Below are 17,463 nucleotides of genomic sequence, written 5' to 3'. Positions count from 1 at the left end.
GGAGAACTTCTCGGTCGCGGCGTGGGTGCGCCTTGACGACACCGCCTCCGACCAGGTGGTGGTGTCGCTGCTCGGGTCGATCGGCGCCCGCATGACGCTCGGTTACTCGGCGCAGGTCGGCGCGTGGCGTGCGTACATGTACGAAACGGATGCCACCCGGGGCATCGGGCAGCGGTGTGAACGGCGGCGCCCCGGTTGCGGGCCGCTGGACTCATCTGGCGGGCGTCTTCTCGGCAACTCCCGCCGAAGCCGGTGTCTGGGTCCACCTGGCCGGCGTTTACGACGGCGGCCTTGGCCAGTTGCGAATCTATGTCAACGGGGTACTCAACAACACGGTGAACGTGTCGTTCACGCCGTTCGCGTCCTCCGGGCCGCTGCTGGTGGGCCGTACGCTCCGGCAGGGCCAGCTGGTCGACCAGTGGATCGGTGGCATCGACGACGTAGCCGTGTTCCAGGGCGCCATGACCGACGCGGACGTTGTCAGCTTGTACAACTCGTAGACTCATGCGACTCCGGGCACCAGCGAACTCGTCCGGGGAGAATCGGTGACCGAGGGGCCAGGACCTGGAGGCCAGACGGTGACGGTTCGCCGGCAGACCCCGTACGCCGGGCCCGCGGAGCCGCTCGGTATTTAACGCGACTGCGGAATTGGTAGCAAGAGGGTTTGAGATCCGATTGGTAGCGCCGGAAGTTGCTTCGGTATTTGCCTGGTGTCCGCGATCGGCACGGCCTTGCTTGGTCGTGAAAGCTCGCGATCCGGTGCCTCGCCGTGCACCTTTCGCTGTCTGTGGCGGTGGCGTTATGGCAGTTCGAGGAACTCCCGTAGGGCTTCCTCGACTGCGGTCATCGTTTCGTGTGAGACGAAGCCGTGGTTGTCACGTAGTGTGCTGCGGTCGAGGATCTGCACGACGCTATGGATTCTGACGAAGGCGCCGGCGAGGGGATCGGCGTGGTCGAGGCGGACGGCCAGCTGATTGGGGTGCGGCACGTCGCGAACGATTGTGAGGGCCCAGATCGCCAGTTCTTCGACGCTGTTGTACTCGTCGTTGCTGATGACGAGTAGGCGGTACTGGCTACCTCCGCGCAGCAGGGTCCAGATCTGGCCCCGCTTCACCACTGGGCGTCACGCAGCGCGATGTCATTGCTGCTTTCAATCAATGCCTGATCGTCCGCGAGTCGCCGTTCGGTTCTGTGGCGAAGGTATTCCCCGTATGCCTGCGCCGCCGCCCGCTGGCGCGCGCGCCGAGCCTCGGGGAGGACGCGGCGGACGGCTTCGGTCACGGCTGCCGAGGCGTTGCCCTGATTCTGCAGGTAGGCGGCCACATCGTCCGGCACGCTGATGCTGAGCTTCACGGTCATACTTTCATCCTACCGGTGGGCGCCTTCGTCCGGTCCGATTACTTCGGCTGGAAGGTGGCGGCCCTACGCCTGCGAGGCCCGGTATGAGTCGAGCGCGTTCAGGGCAGGGTCGAGCCGCGACGGTATCGAGACCAACGTCTATGAACCGGCAGACCCAGACACGCTCCTAGGGGAACAGGACGCCGGGGTTGAGGAGGCCGGCCGGGTCGAGGGCACCCTTGATGGCACGCATCGCCGCGATCTCCTGCGGCGCCCGCGACAGTCCCAACCACCGAGCCTTGGCCCGCCCGACGCCGTGCTCGGAGCTGATGCTCCCGCGCCGGTCGGCCACCAGCTTCAGCACCGCGTCCGTGACCTCTTCGGCCCGGTCACCCGCGCCGAGCACGTTCACGTGCAGGTTGCCCTCGCCGAGGTGCCCGAACACGATCGTCCGGGCCTCGGGGGCAGCCGCGGCAACCGCTGCCGGTAGCGCCTCGACCAGCCCGGGTAGTTCCCGGAGCGGCACGCACACGTCCAGCTTCGTCGGCACTCCGGCCGCGTTGATGGCCTCGGTGTGCGTTTCCCGGTACGCCCACAGGCGGGCGCGCCCGGCGGCGTCCGAGGCGACGGTGGCGTCCTGGACGGCGTCGCAGTCGGAGAGCAGTTCCAACAGGTCGTCGGTCGGGTCGGTGGCGCCGGCCGCCTCGACGACCACGTACACCGGGTACTCCTGCGCGAACGGTGCCGACAGGTTGCCGTGCGCGCGTACGAGCGCGAGGCCGTCCGCGTAGAACAGCTCCAGGGCGGCGAGCGCGGCGAGCCGGGAGCGGGCGGCGGCGAGCAGGGACAGGGCGCCCTCGGTGCCGTCCACCGCGACCAGCGCCACCGCCCGCGCGGGCGGCAGCGGCACCAGGCGTACCCGTACCCGGGTGATGACCGCGAGGGTGCCCTCGCTGCCGGTGAGCAGGTGGGTGAGGTCGTACCCGGTGTTGTCCTTGGCCAGGCCGGCGAGGCGGCTGACGACGGAGCCGTCCGGCAGGACGGCCTCGATGCCGGTGAGCTGCTCGCGCATGCTGCCGTACCGCAGCACCCGGATGCCGCCGGCGTTGGTGGCGACCATCCCGCCGATGGTGGCGGCGGAGCGGGCGGCGAGGTCGACGCCGAAGTCGAGGCCGGCGGCGCGGGCGTGGGCCTGGAGGCGTTCCAGGGTGACGCCGGCGCCGGCGGTCACCTGGGCCTCGACCGGGTCGACGTCGTCCAGGGCGGTCAGGCGGGTGAGGCTGAGCAGCACGTCGCCGGTGCCGGCCGGGACGCCGCCGCCGACCAGGCCGGTGTTGCCGCCCTGCACGGTCAGCGGGACGCCCGCCTCGGCGCACGCCCGCACCACGGCGGCCACCTCGGCGGTGTCGGCCGGGCGGACCACGCAGCGGGCGGCGCCGGTGAACCGGCCCGTCCAGTCGGTCTCGTAGCCGGCGCGCAGGTCCGGGTCGGTGAGCACGAAGGCCGCGCCGACCACCTCGCGCAGCCGCTCGACAAGGTCGCTCACTGGGCCCGCCCGCGCTCGCGGCTGTGGCGCGACCGCCGGCCCCCGGCCGACAGGCGCCGGGCGCTGCGCGCGCTCACGAGAGGACCCGCAGGCGGACGGTCTGCGGCATCGCCTCCAGCCGGGTGACCACCTCGTCGGCGTAGTCGGCGCCGATGTCGGTCAGCAGGTAGCCGTACTCGCCGCGGGTGGCCAGGACCTGGCCCTCGACGTTGACCCGGTGCTCGGCGAGCACGCTGTTGACCTGCGCCAGCACGCCGGGGGTGTTGGCGTGCAGGTAGGCGGTGCGGTGCTGGGCGCCCTGCATCGGCAGCGCGATGGGGGGCAGGTTCACGCTCAGCGTGGTGTTGCCCTCGCGCACGTACATGGTGAGCTTGTTCGCCACGAAGCCACCGATGTCCGCCTGGGCCTCCTCGGTCGAGCCGCCGATGTGCGGGGTGAGGATGACGTTGGGCAGGCCGCGCAGTTGCGAGTGGAACTGTTCGCCGCGCCCCTTCGGCTCCTTCGGGAACACGTCCACGGCGGCGCCGGCCAGGTGGCCGGAGGCGATGTGTTCGCGCAGCGCGGCGTGGTCGATGACGAAGCCACGGGACAGGTTCAGGAACAGGCTCTGCGGGCGCATCTTCGCGAACTGCGCCTCGCCGAAGAAGCCGCTGTTGCCGGGGCGGCCGTCGACGTGCAGGGTCACCACGTCCACGATCTCCAGCAACTCGTCCAGGGTGTCGCAGCGCTGCGCGTTGCCCAGGGCGAGTTTGTCCGCGGTGTCGTAGAAGTAGACCCGCATGCCCAGCGCCTCGGCCAGCACCGACAGCTGGGTGCCGATGTTGCCGTACCCGACGATGCCGAGGCTGCGGCCGCGGACCTCGTGGCTGCCGTCGGCGGCCTTGTCCCAGACGCCCTCGTGCATCGCCTTGTTCTTCTCGGTCAGCCGGCGGGTCATCGCGATGATCTCGGCCAGGGCCAGCTCGACCACGCTGCGGGTGTTCGAGAACGGGGCGTTGAACACCGCCACGCCGGACCGGGAGGCCGCCGCCAGGTCGATCTGGTCGGTGCCGATGCAGAACGCGCCGATCGCCACGAGCTGCGGCGCGGCCTCGATCACCCGGGCGGTCACCTTCGTCTTGGACCGGATGCCGAGCAGCTGGACGCCGTTGATCCGCGCGATCAGCTCGTCCTCGTCCAGCGCCCCGGGCAGCGTGTCGACGAGGTAGCCCTCGGACTCCAGCCGGGCGACGGCGTCCGGGTGGATGTTCTCCAGCAGCAGGACACGTACCTTGTCCATGATTTCCCGATCACTCGCTTGACAGAGCCGGATCAACGGTACCGGCTCCCACATACCGGTCCCGGTGGTACCGCTGTGGCGTCCGTAACGGCGGGTAATTTAGGCGCTGTTCCCGGCCGTCCGCGAGGTCATCGCGTCGGACCCGGCCCGGCACGGCGTCCCGCGGGTATCTGGCCCTGGACGCCGTCCGAGAGCCCTAGCACCCGGGCGATGTTCCATTCCACGACCTGGAGCATGAAGGCGCGGTCCGGGAAGTCCCCGTCGAGCAGCTGTAGCGGCCCGGCGACCAGCGACACCGCCTGCGCCAGTCGGTAGAGCCGCAGCCGCGCCTCGTCCAGGCCCGGCAGCCGCAGGGTCGGGTAGTGATCGCCGAAGCGCAGCTCCAGGAACGCGTGCTCCCACTCCACGTCGAAGAACAGCACCCCGTCCAGGTCGATCAGGACCGGCTCCTGGGTGGCGGCGTCGATGAGGACGTGGTCCGGCCCCAGTTCGCCGTGCACCAACCCGTACCGGTCGCGGGGCTGGATGTCGTCGGCCAGGGCGTGCAGGGTGTCCACCACCCGCTCCCGCACCGCGTGGATCCGTTCGACCCGGCGGGCGGCCTCGCCGAGCTGCCTGAGCGCCCGCTCAAGGATGATCTGCGCGCAGGACGCCGCCGGCCCGGCCGGGTAGCTGGGCCTGCCGAGCCGGCCGGACCGATGCTGCCGCATCGCCGCGAGCGCGGCGGCCAGGCCGTCCAGCGCCGGATGCCGGCCCCGCTCGAGCAGCGCCTCCAGGGTGCCGCCCCGCACGTCCTCGACGAGCGCCAGGCTCCGCTCCCGGTCCGCCGCGTACACCCGTGGCGTGCGCACCCCGGCCGAATCCAGCGCGGCCCGGCCGGCAACGAACAGGTCCAGGCTGCTGGCGCCCGAGAACGGCAGCGCGGGGTCCTCGTTGCCGGCGCCGGGCCAGTAGCTCTCCGCGGCGCCCCAGGCGTATAGGATCGCGGTGCCGCCGTCGTCCAGCCGGACCCGGTACACGCCCTTCGCGGTACCGCCCCGCAGCCGCTCGACCGTCTCGGCCCGCCGCCCCGCCCCGAACGCCTCCCGCACCAGGCCGCCCAGATCCGCCACGTCCACCGTCCCCCGCGCCATCCGGCGACAGTAAGCGCTTGGACGATGCCGCCGCCAACGGTTTCGGCGGGGCGGGGCGGGGCGTGCGGCGGGGCATGCCGGCGCCCCGCCGCACGCCCCAGTCCTATGTGGGCAGGCCGGGGGAGCGGTACAGCTCGCCGTCGTCCGTGACCACGGCGCATTCGTACCCTGGTAGCCGGCTCACCCAGTCCAGACCGGGGACGCCCATCGCCAGGGCGGCGGTGGCGTAGGCGTCCGCGTCGCCGAGGTCGGGGCCGGCGACGGTGACCGAGCGCAGGCCGGTGGCCGGCTCGCCGGGGTGCGGGTCGAGGACGTGATGGCCGCGCTCGTACACCCCGGAGGTGGCCACGGCCAGGTCGGTGCCGGTGACGATCAGGCAGGTGTGCCGGGGGTCCCACGGGTGGCGGATGCCGACGCGCCAGGGGCGGCCCGGTTCGGCCACGCCGCGGACGCGGACGTCGCCGCCCGCGTTCAGGCAGTGGTTGGCGGCGCCCAGGCGGGCCAGCCGGTCCGAGGCCACCTGCACGGCCCAGCCCTTCACGTAGCCGGACGGGTCGAGGTGGCCGCCGGCGTGCGCGTCGAAGTACCCGCCGGTCTCGCGCCAGAGGGCGGCGCACCGGTCCAGCACGTGACGCAGCCCGGCGGAGGCGTCCTCGGCCCGCAGGTCGCCCCGGTCCAGGCGCCTGACCTCGCTGTCGTCGCGGTAGGTGCTGAACCGCTGGTCGACCTCGCGCATCCAGGTGAAGACCTGGTCGGCGAGGCGCTCCAGGCGCTCCGGCGGCAGCGGGTCGGCGATGTCGAGGCTGATCGCGGTGCCCATCACCTGCTCCACCCGGCGCAGGCCCGGGCGCAGCAGGCGCGCCTCAGGCACCGACCCCGGCCGCGTCCAGGGCGGCCTGGAGCGAGTTCAGGTATCCCTCGCTGGTGAACGTGGCGCCGGAGACGGTGTCCACGTCGGCGCTCTGCTTCGCCAGGACCTCCTTGCGCAGCTGGGGGATGGCCCGCTCGTTCAGCGAGATCGAGCGCGGCTCGGTCTGCGGCAGCTGGACCGCCTGCACGTCGGTGATCTTGTTGCCGTCGAGCACCACCTGAACCTTGACGGTGCCGTACGGGCTGTCCTGCGGGGTGCCCGCGACGGTGCGGGTGCCGGCCGGCTTCTTGGCGGGGGCCTTCGTGGGGGCCGCCTTGGTGGGCGTCGACTTGGCGCCCTTCCCGGTGCCGGTGGGTGTGGGCCCTTGCGTGTTCGAAGCGGCTGTGGCGTCGGCGGTCGCCGGCGGGGCCGCCGCCCCGAGCTTCAGCGCCACCAGTAGCGGCGTGCCGACGGCCAGGCCGGTGATGGCGAGAACTGCGCGACGCATGCGGGTGGACTCCTAGAAGGGTCGAAAGCGGCCGGGTCTCGGGGGCTCAAAATTCAAAGGCGGCCGTGTGGACCTGCCGGCGGGGCACCCCGGCCCGGCGCAGGATCCGTTGGCAGGAGCGGATCAGCCCGTCCGGGCCGCAGAGGTACACGTCCCGGGCGGCCAGGTCGGGGACCAGTTGCCGCAGTCCCTTGACGGTGAAGACCGAGCGCGGCCCGGGATCGTCGCGGTCGCCCAGGACGTACCACAGGTCGGCGCGGCGGGCGTCGGCCAGCCAGTCCAGTTCCTGGCGGAACAGGATGTCCTCGACGGCTTTCGCCCGGTAGATCACGGCGGCGCCCTCCGGCAACTCCTCCAGCAGCGCCCGGATCGGCGCGATGCCGGTGCCGCCGGCGATCAGCAGGGCGCGCGGGCGGGTGCGCCGCTCGGCGGTGAACTCGCCGGCCGGCGGGGTGGTCCAGACCCGCGTGCCGGGGCGCAGGTCCTGGAGATCCTCGGTGTGCGAGCCGACGATCTTCACGGTGAGCCGCAGCCAGCGCCCGTTACCGGCGGCCGACAGCGAGAACGGGTGCGCCTGCCACCAGCACCCGGAGGTGAGGAACCGCCACCGGCAGTATTGGCCGGCGCGCACGTGGAGCAGGTCCAGGCGGCGCCCGGTCAGGTAGATGGAGATGACGCCGGGGCTCTCGGCCACCACGTCCGCCACTTGGAACCGGTGGCGCAGGTTCAGCCCCAGCGGCACGACCACCCGGCCCCAGAACAGGCACAGCAGGACCAGCCCGTACAGGCCGATCCAGAACGTTCGGGACGGCCCGGGGCGGAACAGCTGCTGGCCGAGCGCGAACTGGTGCCCGTACCCGAACAGCAGCACCAGGTATGTGGTGGCGTGCAGCAGCTTCCACAGTTCGTACGGCATGGCGTTGCGGATGAACCGGATCGCGAGCAGCCCGGTGGCGACCATGATCCCGCCGGCGACCGTGGCGCTGATCATGTCCTCGTAGTCGGTGAGCAGGGTAACGCTCTCCCGGACCGGGCCGACCCGGTCCAGCGCGGCGTACCCGTACACGGTGAGCACCACGTGGAAGATCAGCGCGACCACGAGCGCGCCGCCGAGTTCGCGGTGCAGCCGAACCAGCCGCTCCTCGCCGACCCAGCGGTCCAGCACGCGCAGCCGGCTCATCAGCAGCACCTGCGTGAGCAGCAGGTAGCCGGCGACCAGGCCGGTGATCCGGCCGCCGGCGGTCAGCAGCGCGCCGGAGCCGGCCAGATCCTCCGGCCTGGTCTGCACCCACCACGGCGCGACGGCGGCGACCAGCCCGATCCACAGGATCGCGGTGACGGCGTGCCGGGGCACGCTGCCGCGCTGCGCGGGCACCTCCGCCGGCCGGGCGGCGCGGGCCACCACGCCGGTGGCGGCGCGCCGGCTCTGCCGGGTGGTGCGGCGGGCCGCGCTCACGCGTACAGCTCGATCGGTGTGAACCTGCGGTGCGGGAACATCTGCTGCACCTCACCGGTGGTCAACGCGAACCGGCCCTGCGCGACGGATCCGAACACGTCGAACATGTTGGTGAACTCCGGAACGTCTCCATTGTCCAGTTCGGCCAGGCCGTCCCAGGCGCCCAGGAGCGGTCCGGCCAGCCTCCTGCCGGACAGTACGGAAATCACGCCGCCGTGGCCGTGGTCGCAGCCGCGTCCGTTTTCCGCTACCCGCCGGCCGAACTCGCTGGAGATCATCACGGTCACCTCCGCCCGCCGGTCGCCGAGGTCGTCGAAGAACGCCGCCAGCGCCGTGGCCAGGTCGTTCAGCCGGCCGTACAGGTAGCCGCCCGGCCCGGTGCCCTGGTTCTCGTGGGTGTCGAAGCCGCCGACCGCGACGGTCGCCACCCGCACGCCGGCCCCGCCCTTGATGAGCCGGGCGACCTGCCGCAGTGCGGCACCCGCGGCACCGTCGTACCCGGCCGCATCGGCCGGCGGGGCGACCCGCCGGGCCGTTTCCACGGCGGCCAGGGCGGAGCGCACGGTGTGCTCCGCCGGGTGGTCGATGCCGGTGAACAGGCCCCGCAGCGCCTCGGCGGTCGCGTCCGCGTACCGGGCGTCACCGTCCAGCCGCAGCGAGTCCACAGCGGTCAGCGCGGCGGCGTTCCCGGTGCCGACCAGCGATCGGGGCAGCGTGGCACCGATGGCGACGCCGCGCAGCACGGTACCGCCGCCGAGCAGGTTCACCAGGGCGTCCAGCCAGCCCCGGCCGTCGGTCTCGCCCGGCAGCCCGCCGAGGTGGCAGACATCCTGTGCCTGGAAGTGGCTGCGTGAGATGCGCGGATCCGAGACCCCCGGGATGAACGCCAGGTGCCCCGATCCCAGGTAACTCGCCAGCGGCTTGAACGCGCCGGTCAGCCGGAAGCCCCGGGGCAGCGGCAGCGAGTCGCTCCCGAGCAGCAGGTTCGGCCGTAGCGTCGCGAGCACCGGGTCCTTCGCGGGCGCGACGAGGCTCAGCCCGTCCAGGCCGCCGTGGAGGAACACGTGTACGAGCGTGCCGCCGGTCGCCGCGCCGGCCGCGGCCCGCGCGCCGGCGACCTGGGCGGTGGCCACCGCGGTCACCGCCGCCGCGGTGCCGGCCATGAACTGGCGCCGGGTCGCAGAAATCATCGGTACCTCATCGCAGGTGGTGCAGGGGGGAGGCGAGGATGGCGCGGGCCACGGCGGCGATCGCGCCGTTGAAGGTCGCGTCGACCCGGGCGCTCTCCGGCAGGCCGGCCACGCCGAGGATCAGCGCCCGCTGCCTGGCAGACAGCGGTTGGTGGACCAGACGCCGGGCGAGCGCGTCCAGGTACGCGCCCGCCGTGGCGGGCGGTCGGGCGACGAGCCGCTCCGGCGCGGTGTAGGTGAACATCGCGCGCCCACCGGTGACCGCGGTCAGCGCCTCGTTCCACTGACCGACCAGCGCGCCGGCGGTCGCCCACGGCACGAACACGTCCAGGGCCGGGCCGGTCATCGGCTCGTGCCCCAGGTCGGCGAGCTTGAGTCGCACCTCGCGCAGGCCGGTGCCGAACGCCGTGCGGCTGCCCGTGTCCGCCTCGAACGCGGCCGGCGTCCTCGCCTGCACGCCGAGCGTCCGGTACGTGGCGACCACGTACTCCCGTGGCCGGCGCACCTTCTGGCCCACCGAGCCCCAGAACTCCGACGAGCAGAACAGCGTCATGAGGACGGGCTGGATATGCCCCTTGGCCGCCAGGTACCGCTTCGCCAGCCGGTCCACGATGGATTGCGGCGGCACGTCCGAGACGAGGCGGGTGGCGAGGGCGACCGCGACGGCGCGCGCGGTCGACGGGTGCAGCGCCAGGTAGCGCAGGTACGCGTCGCCCGCCTCCTCGCCGCCCCCGGCCGTGTGGTTGGGGTGCGCGAACCCCATGACCTTGATCGGACCCACGTGGTGGTCCTCCGCCCGGTACGCGTACCGGTCGTCCACCACGGTCCGTCCGGTCTGGATCAGCGCGGCCTGCCGCACGTCGACCTCGGTGCAGCCACCGTCCACGCCGACCGAGAAGCGCTCCAGGTTCTCCCGGGCCAGGTTCTCGTTGACCGCCTCGGCCCGCGAGTACGCCTGGTCCAGGGCGCGTAGCAGGGCCGGGTGCCGGTTCGCGGCGACCAGCATGTCCGGGTAGTTGTCCAACGCGTACCGGCGGATCACGTCCCGGTCGAACGCGGCGCGCACCACGTCGGACCGTTCGAAGTCCCGCCCCACGGGCAGGACGTCGTTCCACAGGTCGACCATGACCTCGAACAGTTGCCGGTCCGACCAGATCTGCCGGGCGATCGTCGCCTCGGCCGCCTCCTCGTCGGCGCGGATGCCCCGGTCGGCGAGCTTCTGCCGGTCGCGGCGCAGGTCCGCCACGCCCATCCGCAGCGTGCCCAGCTCGGGCAGCTTCACCTCGGCCTCGGTCGGCGGGATGGTCTCCGGCGCCAGTTGCCGGGCCAGCCAGGCGTCGATGCCCATGGTCTGGATGTCCGCGAGAAGTTGCGGGGTCGCCCCGAACGTCGCCCGGCCGGCCAGGTGCCGCACGGGGTGCTTGGCCAGCACGGTGTTCGCCGTGACCTTGGTGGCCGCCGCGGCTGCCGCCGGGCTCGGGTACTCGCGCCCGTCGGCGGGGGTGTTCTTGGCGACCCCGGCGCCCGCGGTCGACCCCATGTAGCTCTCGTTCTCGGCCGCGTACGTGCGGACCAGGCTGGCCTGCTGCCCGGCCGGGCGGTCGGACTCGGCCCCGGTGCCGGTGTCCCGCGACTTCGGCGCGGCCAGCGCGTCGGTCGGGTCGGGAGCGCCGCCGACCATCCAGCCCGCCACCCGTCGCCCGGTCGGCGTGGTGCCGGCCGCGACCCCGCCGAGCAGGGCCGCTGCCGCGCCGCCGAGCGCCAGGACGGCGCGGCGGCGGCTCGGCCCGTCGCCCGGTTCGTCCTCGATGTCGGTGTGCAGGCTGGTGTGCGGGTCGATGACGCGCGTGGTGCCGGTCGCGTAGTCGTACCCGGCGTGGCCGCCGCGCCGCGGCGCCCGGTGCGCCGGGCGCCAGCCCCGCCCGGCCCGTGAACGGCGCGGCGCGCTGCGCTCGACCATCGATATCGATCCCCACCTCGACGGACCGGCGGTCCCGTCCCGGCCGGTGCCGGTACCGGAAAGTAGCCATCGCGGCGGCGGGATTCAATGCGGTCGGCCGGGCCGCAAAGGGGCGCTTAAATTTGATTGATCTCTATGGAAGCGCTCCCGCGTGATCTTGAATTGGGGCGATCCGGGCGGAAAGCGCGGCCCGGCGAAACCGCCCCGGCCCGGCGCTGCCCGTGCGAGCGGATCGGCGCCGCGAAAGACTTAAGGAACAATTAAGCCGAACGGGTGTAACGGCAGAGGGGCCTTCGTGCGCTTATAACGCCGGCTTCCGCAGGGCGCGCGTATCAGGCGGACGGCGGGCCCAGGTGGGGCGGCTCGGCGGGCGCCGGTGGCGGCGTGCCCGCGGCCGTCGCGCTCAGCACGTTGACGACCATGCCGTTCGGGTCGCGGACCAGGAAGCGCCGCACCCCGCTCTCGTCCTCCTGGATCGGCCAGATGATCTCCGCGCCGTCGGCCAGCACCGCCCGGTACACGGCGTCCACGTCGTCCACCTCGATGCTGACGTCCGGCTGGGCCTGCGCGTTCGCGTCCCGGCCGATCAGCGTGACCTGCGCCTCCGGGTTCTCCGGGGCCGTCAGGGTGACCACCCAGCCCCGGTCGACCACCTGGCGCAGGCCGAGCAGCGCGTAGAAGTCGCGGCTGGCCTCGATGGCGTCCGACTGGATATCCAGGATCACGCGCCGCACGCCCACCGCCGCCACCTCCAACGATCGAGCACCCCGTCCGCACAACACCGTCGCCAGGGGTACCCCATCGTGTCAACCCGCCATCCGGGTGGCCCTGATCCGGGGACCGCCCGCGGGCCGGGCGGGCGGTCCCCGGACGCCTCACGCGGCGGTGCAGGTGGGCGTGGGTGCGGTGTTGCTACCGGCCCATGAGCCGAGCAGGCCGAACGTGGTGCTGGTGCCGGCCGCGAGGCTGCCGTTGTAGGCGGCGTTGGTCACGGTCACGCTGGATCCGCTGGAGGTGAGCGTGGCGCCCCAGGACGAGCTGACCTGCTGCCCGTTGGCGTACGTCCACTTCACGGTCCAGCCGCTGATCGGCGCGCCGCCGGCGGTCACCTTCACGTCCGCCTGGAAGCCGCCTTCCCACTGGTTCACGATCGAGTACGCCACGGAGCAGGACGCGTTGCCACCCGGGGGCGGCGTCGGGCCGTGGGTCGGGGTCGTGGGCGGGGTGGTCGGCTGCTGCGTCGGCGGGGTGGTCGGCGGCCTCGTCGTCGGGTTGGTGGTCGGCGGGGTGGTCGGCGGCCTCGTGGTCGGGCTGGTGGGCGGCGTCGTGGGGGTGGTCGGCGGGGTCGTCGGCTCCGCTGGGCCGCCCGGGAAGATCACGTCGCTGCACCAGTAGTACGACTGGTCGGCGTGGCTGGCCTGCCAGATCGTGTAGACGATGTGCCGGCCGGTCCGCCCCGGCGCGCTGACCGGGATCGTGATCGAGACGCCGTTGAGGACCGGGTCGTTCGTGGTCTGCCCCTCGCCGGGGGCGTACTTCCTGGTCTTGGTGATCAGTTCGAGGTCGCTCCACCGGGGCTTCTGGGTGAGCGGGTTGAAGCCCTGCTTGGTCACGTAGATCATGAAGTAGTCGGCGCCGTGCCGGGCCTGGTCGTGCACGACCAGGTTGAAGCTGTTGTTGACGTTGGTCGCCTTCCAGGCGCCGGGGGTGTCCAGGGCGGCGTACCGGGTGCCCCCGGTCTGCCCGCCGCTGCACAACTGCCCGTCGGGGATCGCGCCCTGGTGGTTGCCGGCGACGCCCTCGCGGTACAGGCCGTTCCAGTTCCACATGGCGTTCGGGTCGGCCTGCCACGCCTGCCAGCACATCGGGTCCTGGGTGGCCATGGCGGGGTTCTGGAAGTCGTTGCCCCAGCGCTTCCAGCACCCGTAGTTGCGCGACATGGGGTCGATCGTCGAGCCGTGTGCGAAGGCGGCGGTGGACAGCGCGGTGGCCAGCAGCAACAGGATCGCGGCCACGACGGTCAGCGGCCGGTACACCGTCGGTCGCTGGACGTAGGTGAGCATGGAGCCTCCTGGTCAGGGGTGAACGTGCGCGGCGCGTTGCCCTCGCGGCCGCGCCGGTAGGGATGGGTGGCTCCGCGGCGCTCGGCGCCGCCGCGCGAGGCAACGCCGTGGGCAGAGATTCACACATGCAAATGTGAACTGTCAATAGTTTGGAACTCCAACTAACAGGTGGCGATCGGCGACGCCCTGATCACCGGGTTACGGTGGTGCGGTGCGGGTGACGTGGTGGGGGCACAGCACGGTCGGCATCGAGGAGTCCGGGGTCCGGCTGCTCACCGACCCGGTGCTCGGCATGCGCGTGGCCCACCTGCGCCGCCGCCGCGGCCCACGCCCCGCCGTGCCCGGCCCGGACGCCGTCCTCGTCTCCCACCTGCACGCCGACCACCTGCACCTGGGCTCGATCCGGCTGCTGCCGCCCACGACCCGGCTGATCGTCCCGGCCGGCGCCGCCGCCTTCATCGGCCGCCGCCTCGGCCCCGCGGCCGCCGCCCGCTGCGTCGAACTGCGGGCCGGCCAGGAGACCGACATCAACGGGGTACGGGTCACCGCCGTCCCCGCGGCGCACGACGGCTCCCGCGGCCCCTGGTCCCGGCACCGGGCACCCGCCCTCGGCTACCTCGTCCACGGCACCTCCACCACCTGGTTCGCCGGCGACACCGGCCTGTTCGACGGCATGGCCGGCCTCGGCCCCGTCGACCTGGCCCTGATCCCCGTCGGCGGCTGGGGCCCCACCCTCGGCGACGGCCACCTCGGCCCCCGCGAGGCCGCCGAGGCCGTCCGCCGCTGCGGCGCCACCTGGGCCGTGCCCGTGCACTACGGCACGCTCTGGCCGGTCGGCTGCGAACGGATGCGCCCCGACCTGTTCCACTCCCCGGGCACCGACTTCGCCCGGCACGCCGGCCAGATCGTCCCGCAGACCCAGGTGCGCGTGCTCGCACCCGGCGAGAGCCTCACCCTGGACGCCACCACCGGGCGCGCCCCGTGACCCTTCCCCTCGACGCGCTCGCCTCGCTGCTCGGAGTGGTCGCCTTCGGCGCGGTCCTGCCCATCGTCCCCACCGGCGCCGCCGTCAGCGCCGCCTGCGTCCTCGCGTACCACGAGGAGGGGCGCATCATCACGCTGCTGGTGATCCTCACCGGCGCGGCCGGCGCCTACCTCGGCGACCTGGTCACGTTCGCGCTCGCCCGCTGGGGCGGCGTCCGCCTCGCCCACACCCTGCGCTGGCTGCGCGACCCGGAGCGCGTCAAGCCCGCCGCCGAGCGGCTGCGCGACCACGACGTGAGCGTGCTGCTCGTCTCCCGCCTACTCCCGGGCGGCCGCATCCCGGTCCTGCTGGCCGCGGCCATCGCCGGTGTGCACTCCCGCCGGTTCGTCATCGCCAACATCCCCGCATGCCTGCTCTGGTCCGCCACCTACGCCGCGATCGGGCTGCTCGGCGGCGCCATCTTCCCCAAGCCGTGGGAGGGCATCGTGGCGGCGCTCGTGCTCATCGTGGCCGTCAGCCAACTCGTCTCCTGGATCAACCGCCGCCGGGCCGACCGCGAGCCCTCCTCCGCCGAAGCCAGCTGACACCCGCCGTAGCCGCGAGCGCCTCCCGAGCGCGACGCCCGTGGGAGGATAGACCGCCGATCCGTACGATCCCGCCGGGCCGGCATGGCGGGACTCTCGGCTTCAGCGTTCACACTCTTCCACGCGTGTCAGATCGTGGCAGGAATGGCCTGGTCGTCCAGGTAGTCGTCCAGTTCCATGAAGCGCAGAAGCGCCTGACACATGCCTTCCATGCCCGAGCCGTCGGTAGCCCGGGCCGCGTACTAAACGCTGTCGGCCGCCGTCCCGGCGCCGGTGAGTTGGGCAACGGTCTGCCCAGTCGCCCACGCGATCGCCACGACCTCCGGGAGCTTCGCTCGCCGCTCGCCGCCGATGATCCGCGACAGGGTGGACTGGGAGATCCCGGTCGCGTCCGCAAGGGCACGCTGGCCGAGGCCCGCCGCCAGGTTGGCGCGCTCGATCAGTGTCCCAACATCCGCCGTCGCCATGGTCGCCCCCATCGGTCCGAATCATGATCAGCTTGTACCCGCCGCCGGCCCGTCCCTCGTTCTTTGCTGGCGTCCGCCGCGCGGCGGCGTCATAGGCTTCTTCGCGCAGGTTCTGTGCGCCACAGCGTAGATGACAGGACGGAGGGCCCTGTCTCGATAGGAGGTGTTCGGTGTTGATCCGGTTCCGGCTAGCAAACCACCGGTCTATCCGTGACGAGCATGAGCTGTCGCTGATCACGACCGAATTCGACGAGGGGGCGGGACGAGAGAGACGAGGGGGCGGGACGAGAGATCGGTCTCCGGTACCGAGGTCGTGATATTTCGGTACAACCCGTCCTGGGCTTGTTCGGAGCCAACGCCTCGGGGAAATCTAACCTGCTCAGCGGGTTCCGACTCATGCGTGACGCGGTACAAGATTCTTTCGCCGATTGGGCCAAGACGCCGGGGGTGGTTCCCCGGCAGTCTTTCAAGCTTGACGACACCTCCGGTGAGGAGACGAGTCTGTTTGAGGCGGATCTTGTCTTGGGTCGTGACCGTGTCCGTTACACCTAGATACAGACCCTGAGACCGGTGAGATTCGGCTGTGGCACCGTACGCCGAACGGCGGCGGGGTATCGCTGGACTTCCAAACGGAAGAATCCTTGGGAACTCACGCGTGGTTTGTATTCTTAGGCCCGATGCTCGTTGGTCCTCGCGTTTGACGGCCCGGAACTCACCCGCCTCCTACCGGCCTCCGCCAGCAGGAGCGCGGCCCAGCTCGTTACTGCGCGGCACGAGTTACTCGCCACACTCGCCTGCGACTCGTCACTGTCGCGGCTGCTCGACCGGTTCGATTCGGACCGCCGCGCGTGGCTGGTGGTGACCGACCCGCTCGACCCACCGGTACTGGGCAGCCGCCGGCACCTCGGCGGCAAGCATCCGAGCTGGGCGATGTTCGAGCACAAGAGCACGGTTGACGCCCTGTGGGACGCGATTGGTCTGGCCCGGGCCGAGTCGATCGTCTTCGACCAACCAGGCCGGTTGCTCAGCGGTGGTCAGTTCGCCGGCGTCGGCGGCGTGGCATCCAGCCAGCGTCGGGGTGCGGCACCATCGGCCGGGGGTGGAGACGTCCGGCGCTGGACGGGCGGCCGTCAGCCTCACGCGGGCCACGAGCGGCTGCGGGTACGCCTGCTGCCAGCGCTGCGGGGGACGCCGTGCCGCCTGCACGGGCTGGTCCTTCCGGAAGCCACCGTGGCTTTTCCGCCGCTGGAACTGCTGGTGCCGCACCGGCCCGACGACGGTGTGTACCTGTGTGCGGGGGCCTGGCCGCTTCCCGATCCGGCCGGGTTGATCGCGCAGACCAGGTGGTTGGGTGATCGGCTACGGGACCGTCTCGCCTACCGGGGAGGCTTCTCCGTCGACGGCATCCTCACCCGGAACGGCTTCCGCCCGACCGACCTGAACACCCGAATCACCTCCGTATTCGAGGCGCTCCCGCCAATGGTGCGCGTCGCCGCCCATACGGCCGCGATCGTCGCTCGGGCCAACCTACCCGGCGTCGACGGCTGTGCGTCGGAACGGTGGTTCGGCCAGGTCTTCGACGAACCGGAGGAACTCGTGCTACGCCTGCCCGCGCCCCAGTCCGCGAACGCGGCGGAGCTGGGAGTGCGCTGGAACGGCAGTGTGCTGGAACCAGCAGCGCGGGGTGGCCACCACGGGGTCATCGAGCTCAACCAGGGTGCCCGCGGCATGGTGGCCTCGATCCGTCTCCACCGGACCCACCTTCCAGCGGACGTGGTACTTCAGCGGGTGGCGGTGGCCGCGCTCGCGGCGGCCGACCGACTGCTCGGCACTGGCTTCGGCCGCCTGGAACCGCCCCGTGCCGCACGCGGCGCCGTCCCCGCCCGGCGGAGCGGCGCCGCGTGACGGGAGCCGCTATCCGAGCCGGGCGATCGCGGCTCGGATACGCGCCAGCGTCCGTTCCCGGCCGAGGACCTCCAGCGACTCGAACAGCGGCAGGCCGACGGTACGGCCGGTGACCGCAACCCGTACCGGTGCCTGCGCCTTGCCCAGCTTCAGCCCCCGCGCCGTGCCGATCTCCTCGACGGCGCGCTTCAGCGACTCG

The 17,463-nt window shown here is 72.3% G+C and carries 18 protein-coding genes and 1 pseudogene; 5 read left to right on the top strand and 14 right to left on the bottom strand.

Annotated elements, in window-relative coordinates; genetic code table 11:
* Window positions 1-176 precede the first annotated feature (176 nt).
* Window positions 177-500 (top strand): LamG-like jellyroll fold domain-containing protein, encoded by a 324-nt coding sequence (locus KJS59_RS26320; protein ID WP_249714917.1) that lies wholly within the window; start codon window positions 177-179, stop codon window positions 498-500.
* A gap of 299 nt (window positions 501-799) precedes the next feature.
* Here the strand turns inward: KJS59_RS26320 and KJS59_RS26315 are convergent, their stop codons facing one another.
* The 12 genes from KJS59_RS26315 to KJS59_RS26260 all read right to left on the bottom strand — a co-directional run bounded on the left by KJS59_RS26315 (window position 800) and on the right by KJS59_RS26260 (window position 13,323).
* Window positions 800-1,117 (bottom strand): type II toxin-antitoxin system PemK/MazF family toxin, encoded by a 318-nt coding sequence (locus tag KJS59_RS26315; protein WP_213455826.1) that lies wholly within the window; start codon window positions 1,115-1,117, stop codon window positions 800-802.
* On the bottom strand, window positions 1,111-1,359 hold the full coding sequence (locus KJS59_RS26310; RefSeq protein ID WP_213455824.1) for a hypothetical protein: 249 nt from the start codon (window positions 1,357-1,359) through the stop codon (window positions 1,111-1,113). Before KJS59_RS26310 ends, KJS59_RS26315 begins: the two co-directional genes overlap by 7 nt.
* A gap of 166 nt (window positions 1,360-1,525) precedes the next feature.
* Entirely contained in the window at window positions 1,526-2,884 is a 1,359-nt protein-coding gene (locus KJS59_RS26305) for an FAD-binding oxidoreductase (RefSeq protein ID WP_213455822.1), read from the bottom strand.
* Window positions 2,885-2,957: 73 nt separating this feature from the next.
* On the bottom strand, window positions 2,958-4,163 hold the full coding sequence (gene serA, locus KJS59_RS26300; RefSeq protein WP_249714915.1) for a phosphoglycerate dehydrogenase: 1,206 nt from the start codon (window positions 4,161-4,163) through the stop codon (window positions 2,958-2,960).
* Between the two features lie 128 nt (window positions 4,164-4,291).
* Window positions 4,292-5,296 carry a phosphotransferase gene (locus tag KJS59_RS26295; protein ID WP_213455817.1) on the bottom strand — a complete coding sequence of 335 codons (1,005 nt, stop codon included), beginning with the start codon at window positions 5,294-5,296 and terminating at the stop codon, window positions 4,292-4,294.
* A 103-nt stretch (window positions 5,297-5,399) separates the two neighbouring features.
* A complete protein-coding gene (locus KJS59_RS26290; protein ID WP_213455911.1) occupies window positions 5,400-6,116 on the bottom strand; it encodes an FAD:protein FMN transferase in 717 nt (238 codons plus the stop codon).
* A gap of 43 nt (window positions 6,117-6,159) precedes the next feature.
* A complete protein-coding gene (locus tag KJS59_RS26285) occupies window positions 6,160-6,654 on the bottom strand; it encodes an FMN-binding protein (protein ID WP_213455815.1) in 495 nt (164 codons plus the stop codon).
* 46 nt (window positions 6,655-6,700) lie between these two features.
* Window positions 6,701-8,110, bottom strand: coding sequence for a ferredoxin reductase family protein (locus tag KJS59_RS26280; RefSeq protein WP_213455813.1), 1,410 nt, complete (start codon window positions 8,108-8,110; stop codon window positions 6,701-6,703).
* The gene (locus KJS59_RS26275) at window positions 8,107-9,300 is read right to left on the bottom strand and encodes a DUF1501 domain-containing protein (protein ID WP_213455811.1); all 1,194 of its coding nucleotides are present in this window, start codon (window positions 9,298-9,300) and stop codon (window positions 8,107-8,109) included. Before KJS59_RS26275 ends, KJS59_RS26280 begins: the two co-directional genes overlap by 4 nt.
* A gap of 7 nt (window positions 9,301-9,307) precedes the next feature.
* On the bottom strand, window positions 9,308-11,260 hold the full coding sequence (locus KJS59_RS26270) for a DUF1800 domain-containing protein (protein WP_213455809.1): 1,953 nt from the start codon (window positions 11,258-11,260) through the stop codon (window positions 9,308-9,310).
* A 332-nt stretch (window positions 11,261-11,592) separates the two neighbouring features.
* Window positions 11,593-12,000, bottom strand: a complete 408-nt coding sequence (locus KJS59_RS26265; protein ID WP_213455806.1) for a VOC family protein — start codon at window positions 11,998-12,000, stop codon at window positions 11,593-11,595.
* Between the two features lie 135 nt (window positions 12,001-12,135).
* Window positions 12,136-13,323, bottom strand: a complete 1,188-nt coding sequence (locus tag KJS59_RS26260) for a lytic polysaccharide monooxygenase (RefSeq protein WP_213455804.1) — start codon at window positions 13,321-13,323, stop codon at window positions 12,136-12,138.
* A 211-nt stretch (window positions 13,324-13,534) separates the two neighbouring features.
* Here KJS59_RS26260 and KJS59_RS26255 point away from each other — a divergent pair, with 211 nt between their 5' ends.
* Together KJS59_RS26255 and KJS59_RS26250 are read left to right on the top strand one after the other, a co-directional pair.
* Window positions 13,535-14,308, top strand: coding sequence for an MBL fold metallo-hydrolase (locus KJS59_RS26255; RefSeq protein WP_213455802.1), 774 nt, complete (start codon window positions 13,535-13,537; stop codon window positions 14,306-14,308).
* Window positions 14,305-14,892: a DedA family protein gene (locus KJS59_RS26250; RefSeq protein WP_213455800.1), complete on the top strand. Its 588-nt coding sequence runs from the start codon at window positions 14,305-14,307 to the stop codon at window positions 14,890-14,892. Before KJS59_RS26255 ends, KJS59_RS26250 begins: the two co-directional genes overlap by 4 nt.
* A gap of 242 nt (window positions 14,893-15,134) precedes the next feature.
* On the opposite strand, the gene KJS59_RS26245 is transcribed toward KJS59_RS26250, so the two are convergent.
* The gene (locus KJS59_RS26245; protein WP_213455798.1) at window positions 15,135-15,371 is read right to left on the bottom strand and encodes a helix-turn-helix domain-containing protein; all 237 of its coding nucleotides are present in this window, start codon (window positions 15,369-15,371) and stop codon (window positions 15,135-15,137) included.
* Window positions 15,372-15,701: 330 nt separating this feature from the next.
* On the opposite strand from KJS59_RS26245, the gene KJS59_RS32350 reads away from it, so the two are divergent.
* Both KJS59_RS32350 and KJS59_RS26235 read left to right on the top strand, forming a co-directional pair.
* Window positions 15,702-15,911, top strand: coding sequence for an AAA family ATPase (locus KJS59_RS32350; RefSeq protein WP_213455796.1), 210 nt, complete (start codon window positions 15,702-15,704; stop codon window positions 15,909-15,911).
* A 132-nt stretch (window positions 15,912-16,043) separates the two neighbouring features.
* Complete coding sequence (locus KJS59_RS26235) at window positions 16,044-17,264, top strand: hypothetical protein (RefSeq protein ID WP_213455794.1); 1,221 nt, start codon at window positions 16,044-16,046, stop codon at window positions 17,262-17,264.
* Between the two features lie 9 nt (window positions 17,265-17,273).
* Here KJS59_RS26235 and KJS59_RS26230 read toward each other — a convergent pair.
* Window positions 17,274-17,463, bottom strand: a pseudogene (locus tag KJS59_RS26230) (glutamate--tRNA ligase); the annotation flags it as partial.

Source organism: Rhizomonospora bruguierae (genome assembly GCF_018397995.1).
GTDB lineage: Bacteria > Actinomycetota > Actinomycetes > Mycobacteriales > Micromonosporaceae > Rhizomonospora > Rhizomonospora bruguierae.
This window is presented reverse-complemented; position numbering and strand designations above follow the sequence as displayed.

Excerpts from the sequence above, each read along its gene's own strand:
- KJS59_RS26285 (WP_213455815.1), bottom strand. The coding sequence starts at position 6,654 with ATGCGTCGCGCAGTTCTCGCCATCACCGGCCTGGCCGTCGGCACGCCG.
- KJS59_RS26310 (WP_213455824.1), bottom strand. The coding sequence starts at position 1,359 with ATGACCGTGAAGCTCAGCATCAGCGTGCCGGACGATGTGGCCGCCTAC.
- KJS59_RS26270 (WP_213455809.1), bottom strand. The coding sequence starts at position 11,260 with ATGGTCGAGCGCAGCGCGCCGCGCCGTTCACGGGCCGGGCGGGGCTGG.
- KJS59_RS26275 (WP_213455811.1), bottom strand. The coding sequence starts at position 9,300 with ATGATTTCTGCGACCCGGCGCCAGTTCATGGCCGGCACCGCGGCGGCG.
- KJS59_RS26295 (WP_213455817.1), bottom strand. The coding sequence starts at position 5,296 with ATGGCGCGGGGGACGGTGGACGTGGCGGATCTGGGCGGCCTGGTGCGG.
- KJS59_RS26290 (WP_213455911.1), bottom strand. The coding sequence starts at position 6,116 with ATGGGCACCGCGATCAGCCTCGACATCGCCGACCCGCTGCCGCCGGAG.
- KJS59_RS26260 (WP_213455804.1), bottom strand. The coding sequence starts at position 13,323 with ATGCTCACCTACGTCCAGCGACCGACGGTGTACCGGCCGCTGACCGTC.
- serA (WP_249714915.1), bottom strand. The coding sequence starts at position 4,163 with ATGGACAAGGTACGTGTCCTGCTGCTGGAGAACATCCACCCGGACGCC.
- KJS59_RS26245 (WP_213455798.1), bottom strand. The coding sequence starts at position 15,371 with ATGGGGGCGACCATGGCGACGGCGGATGTTGGGACACTGATCGAGCGC.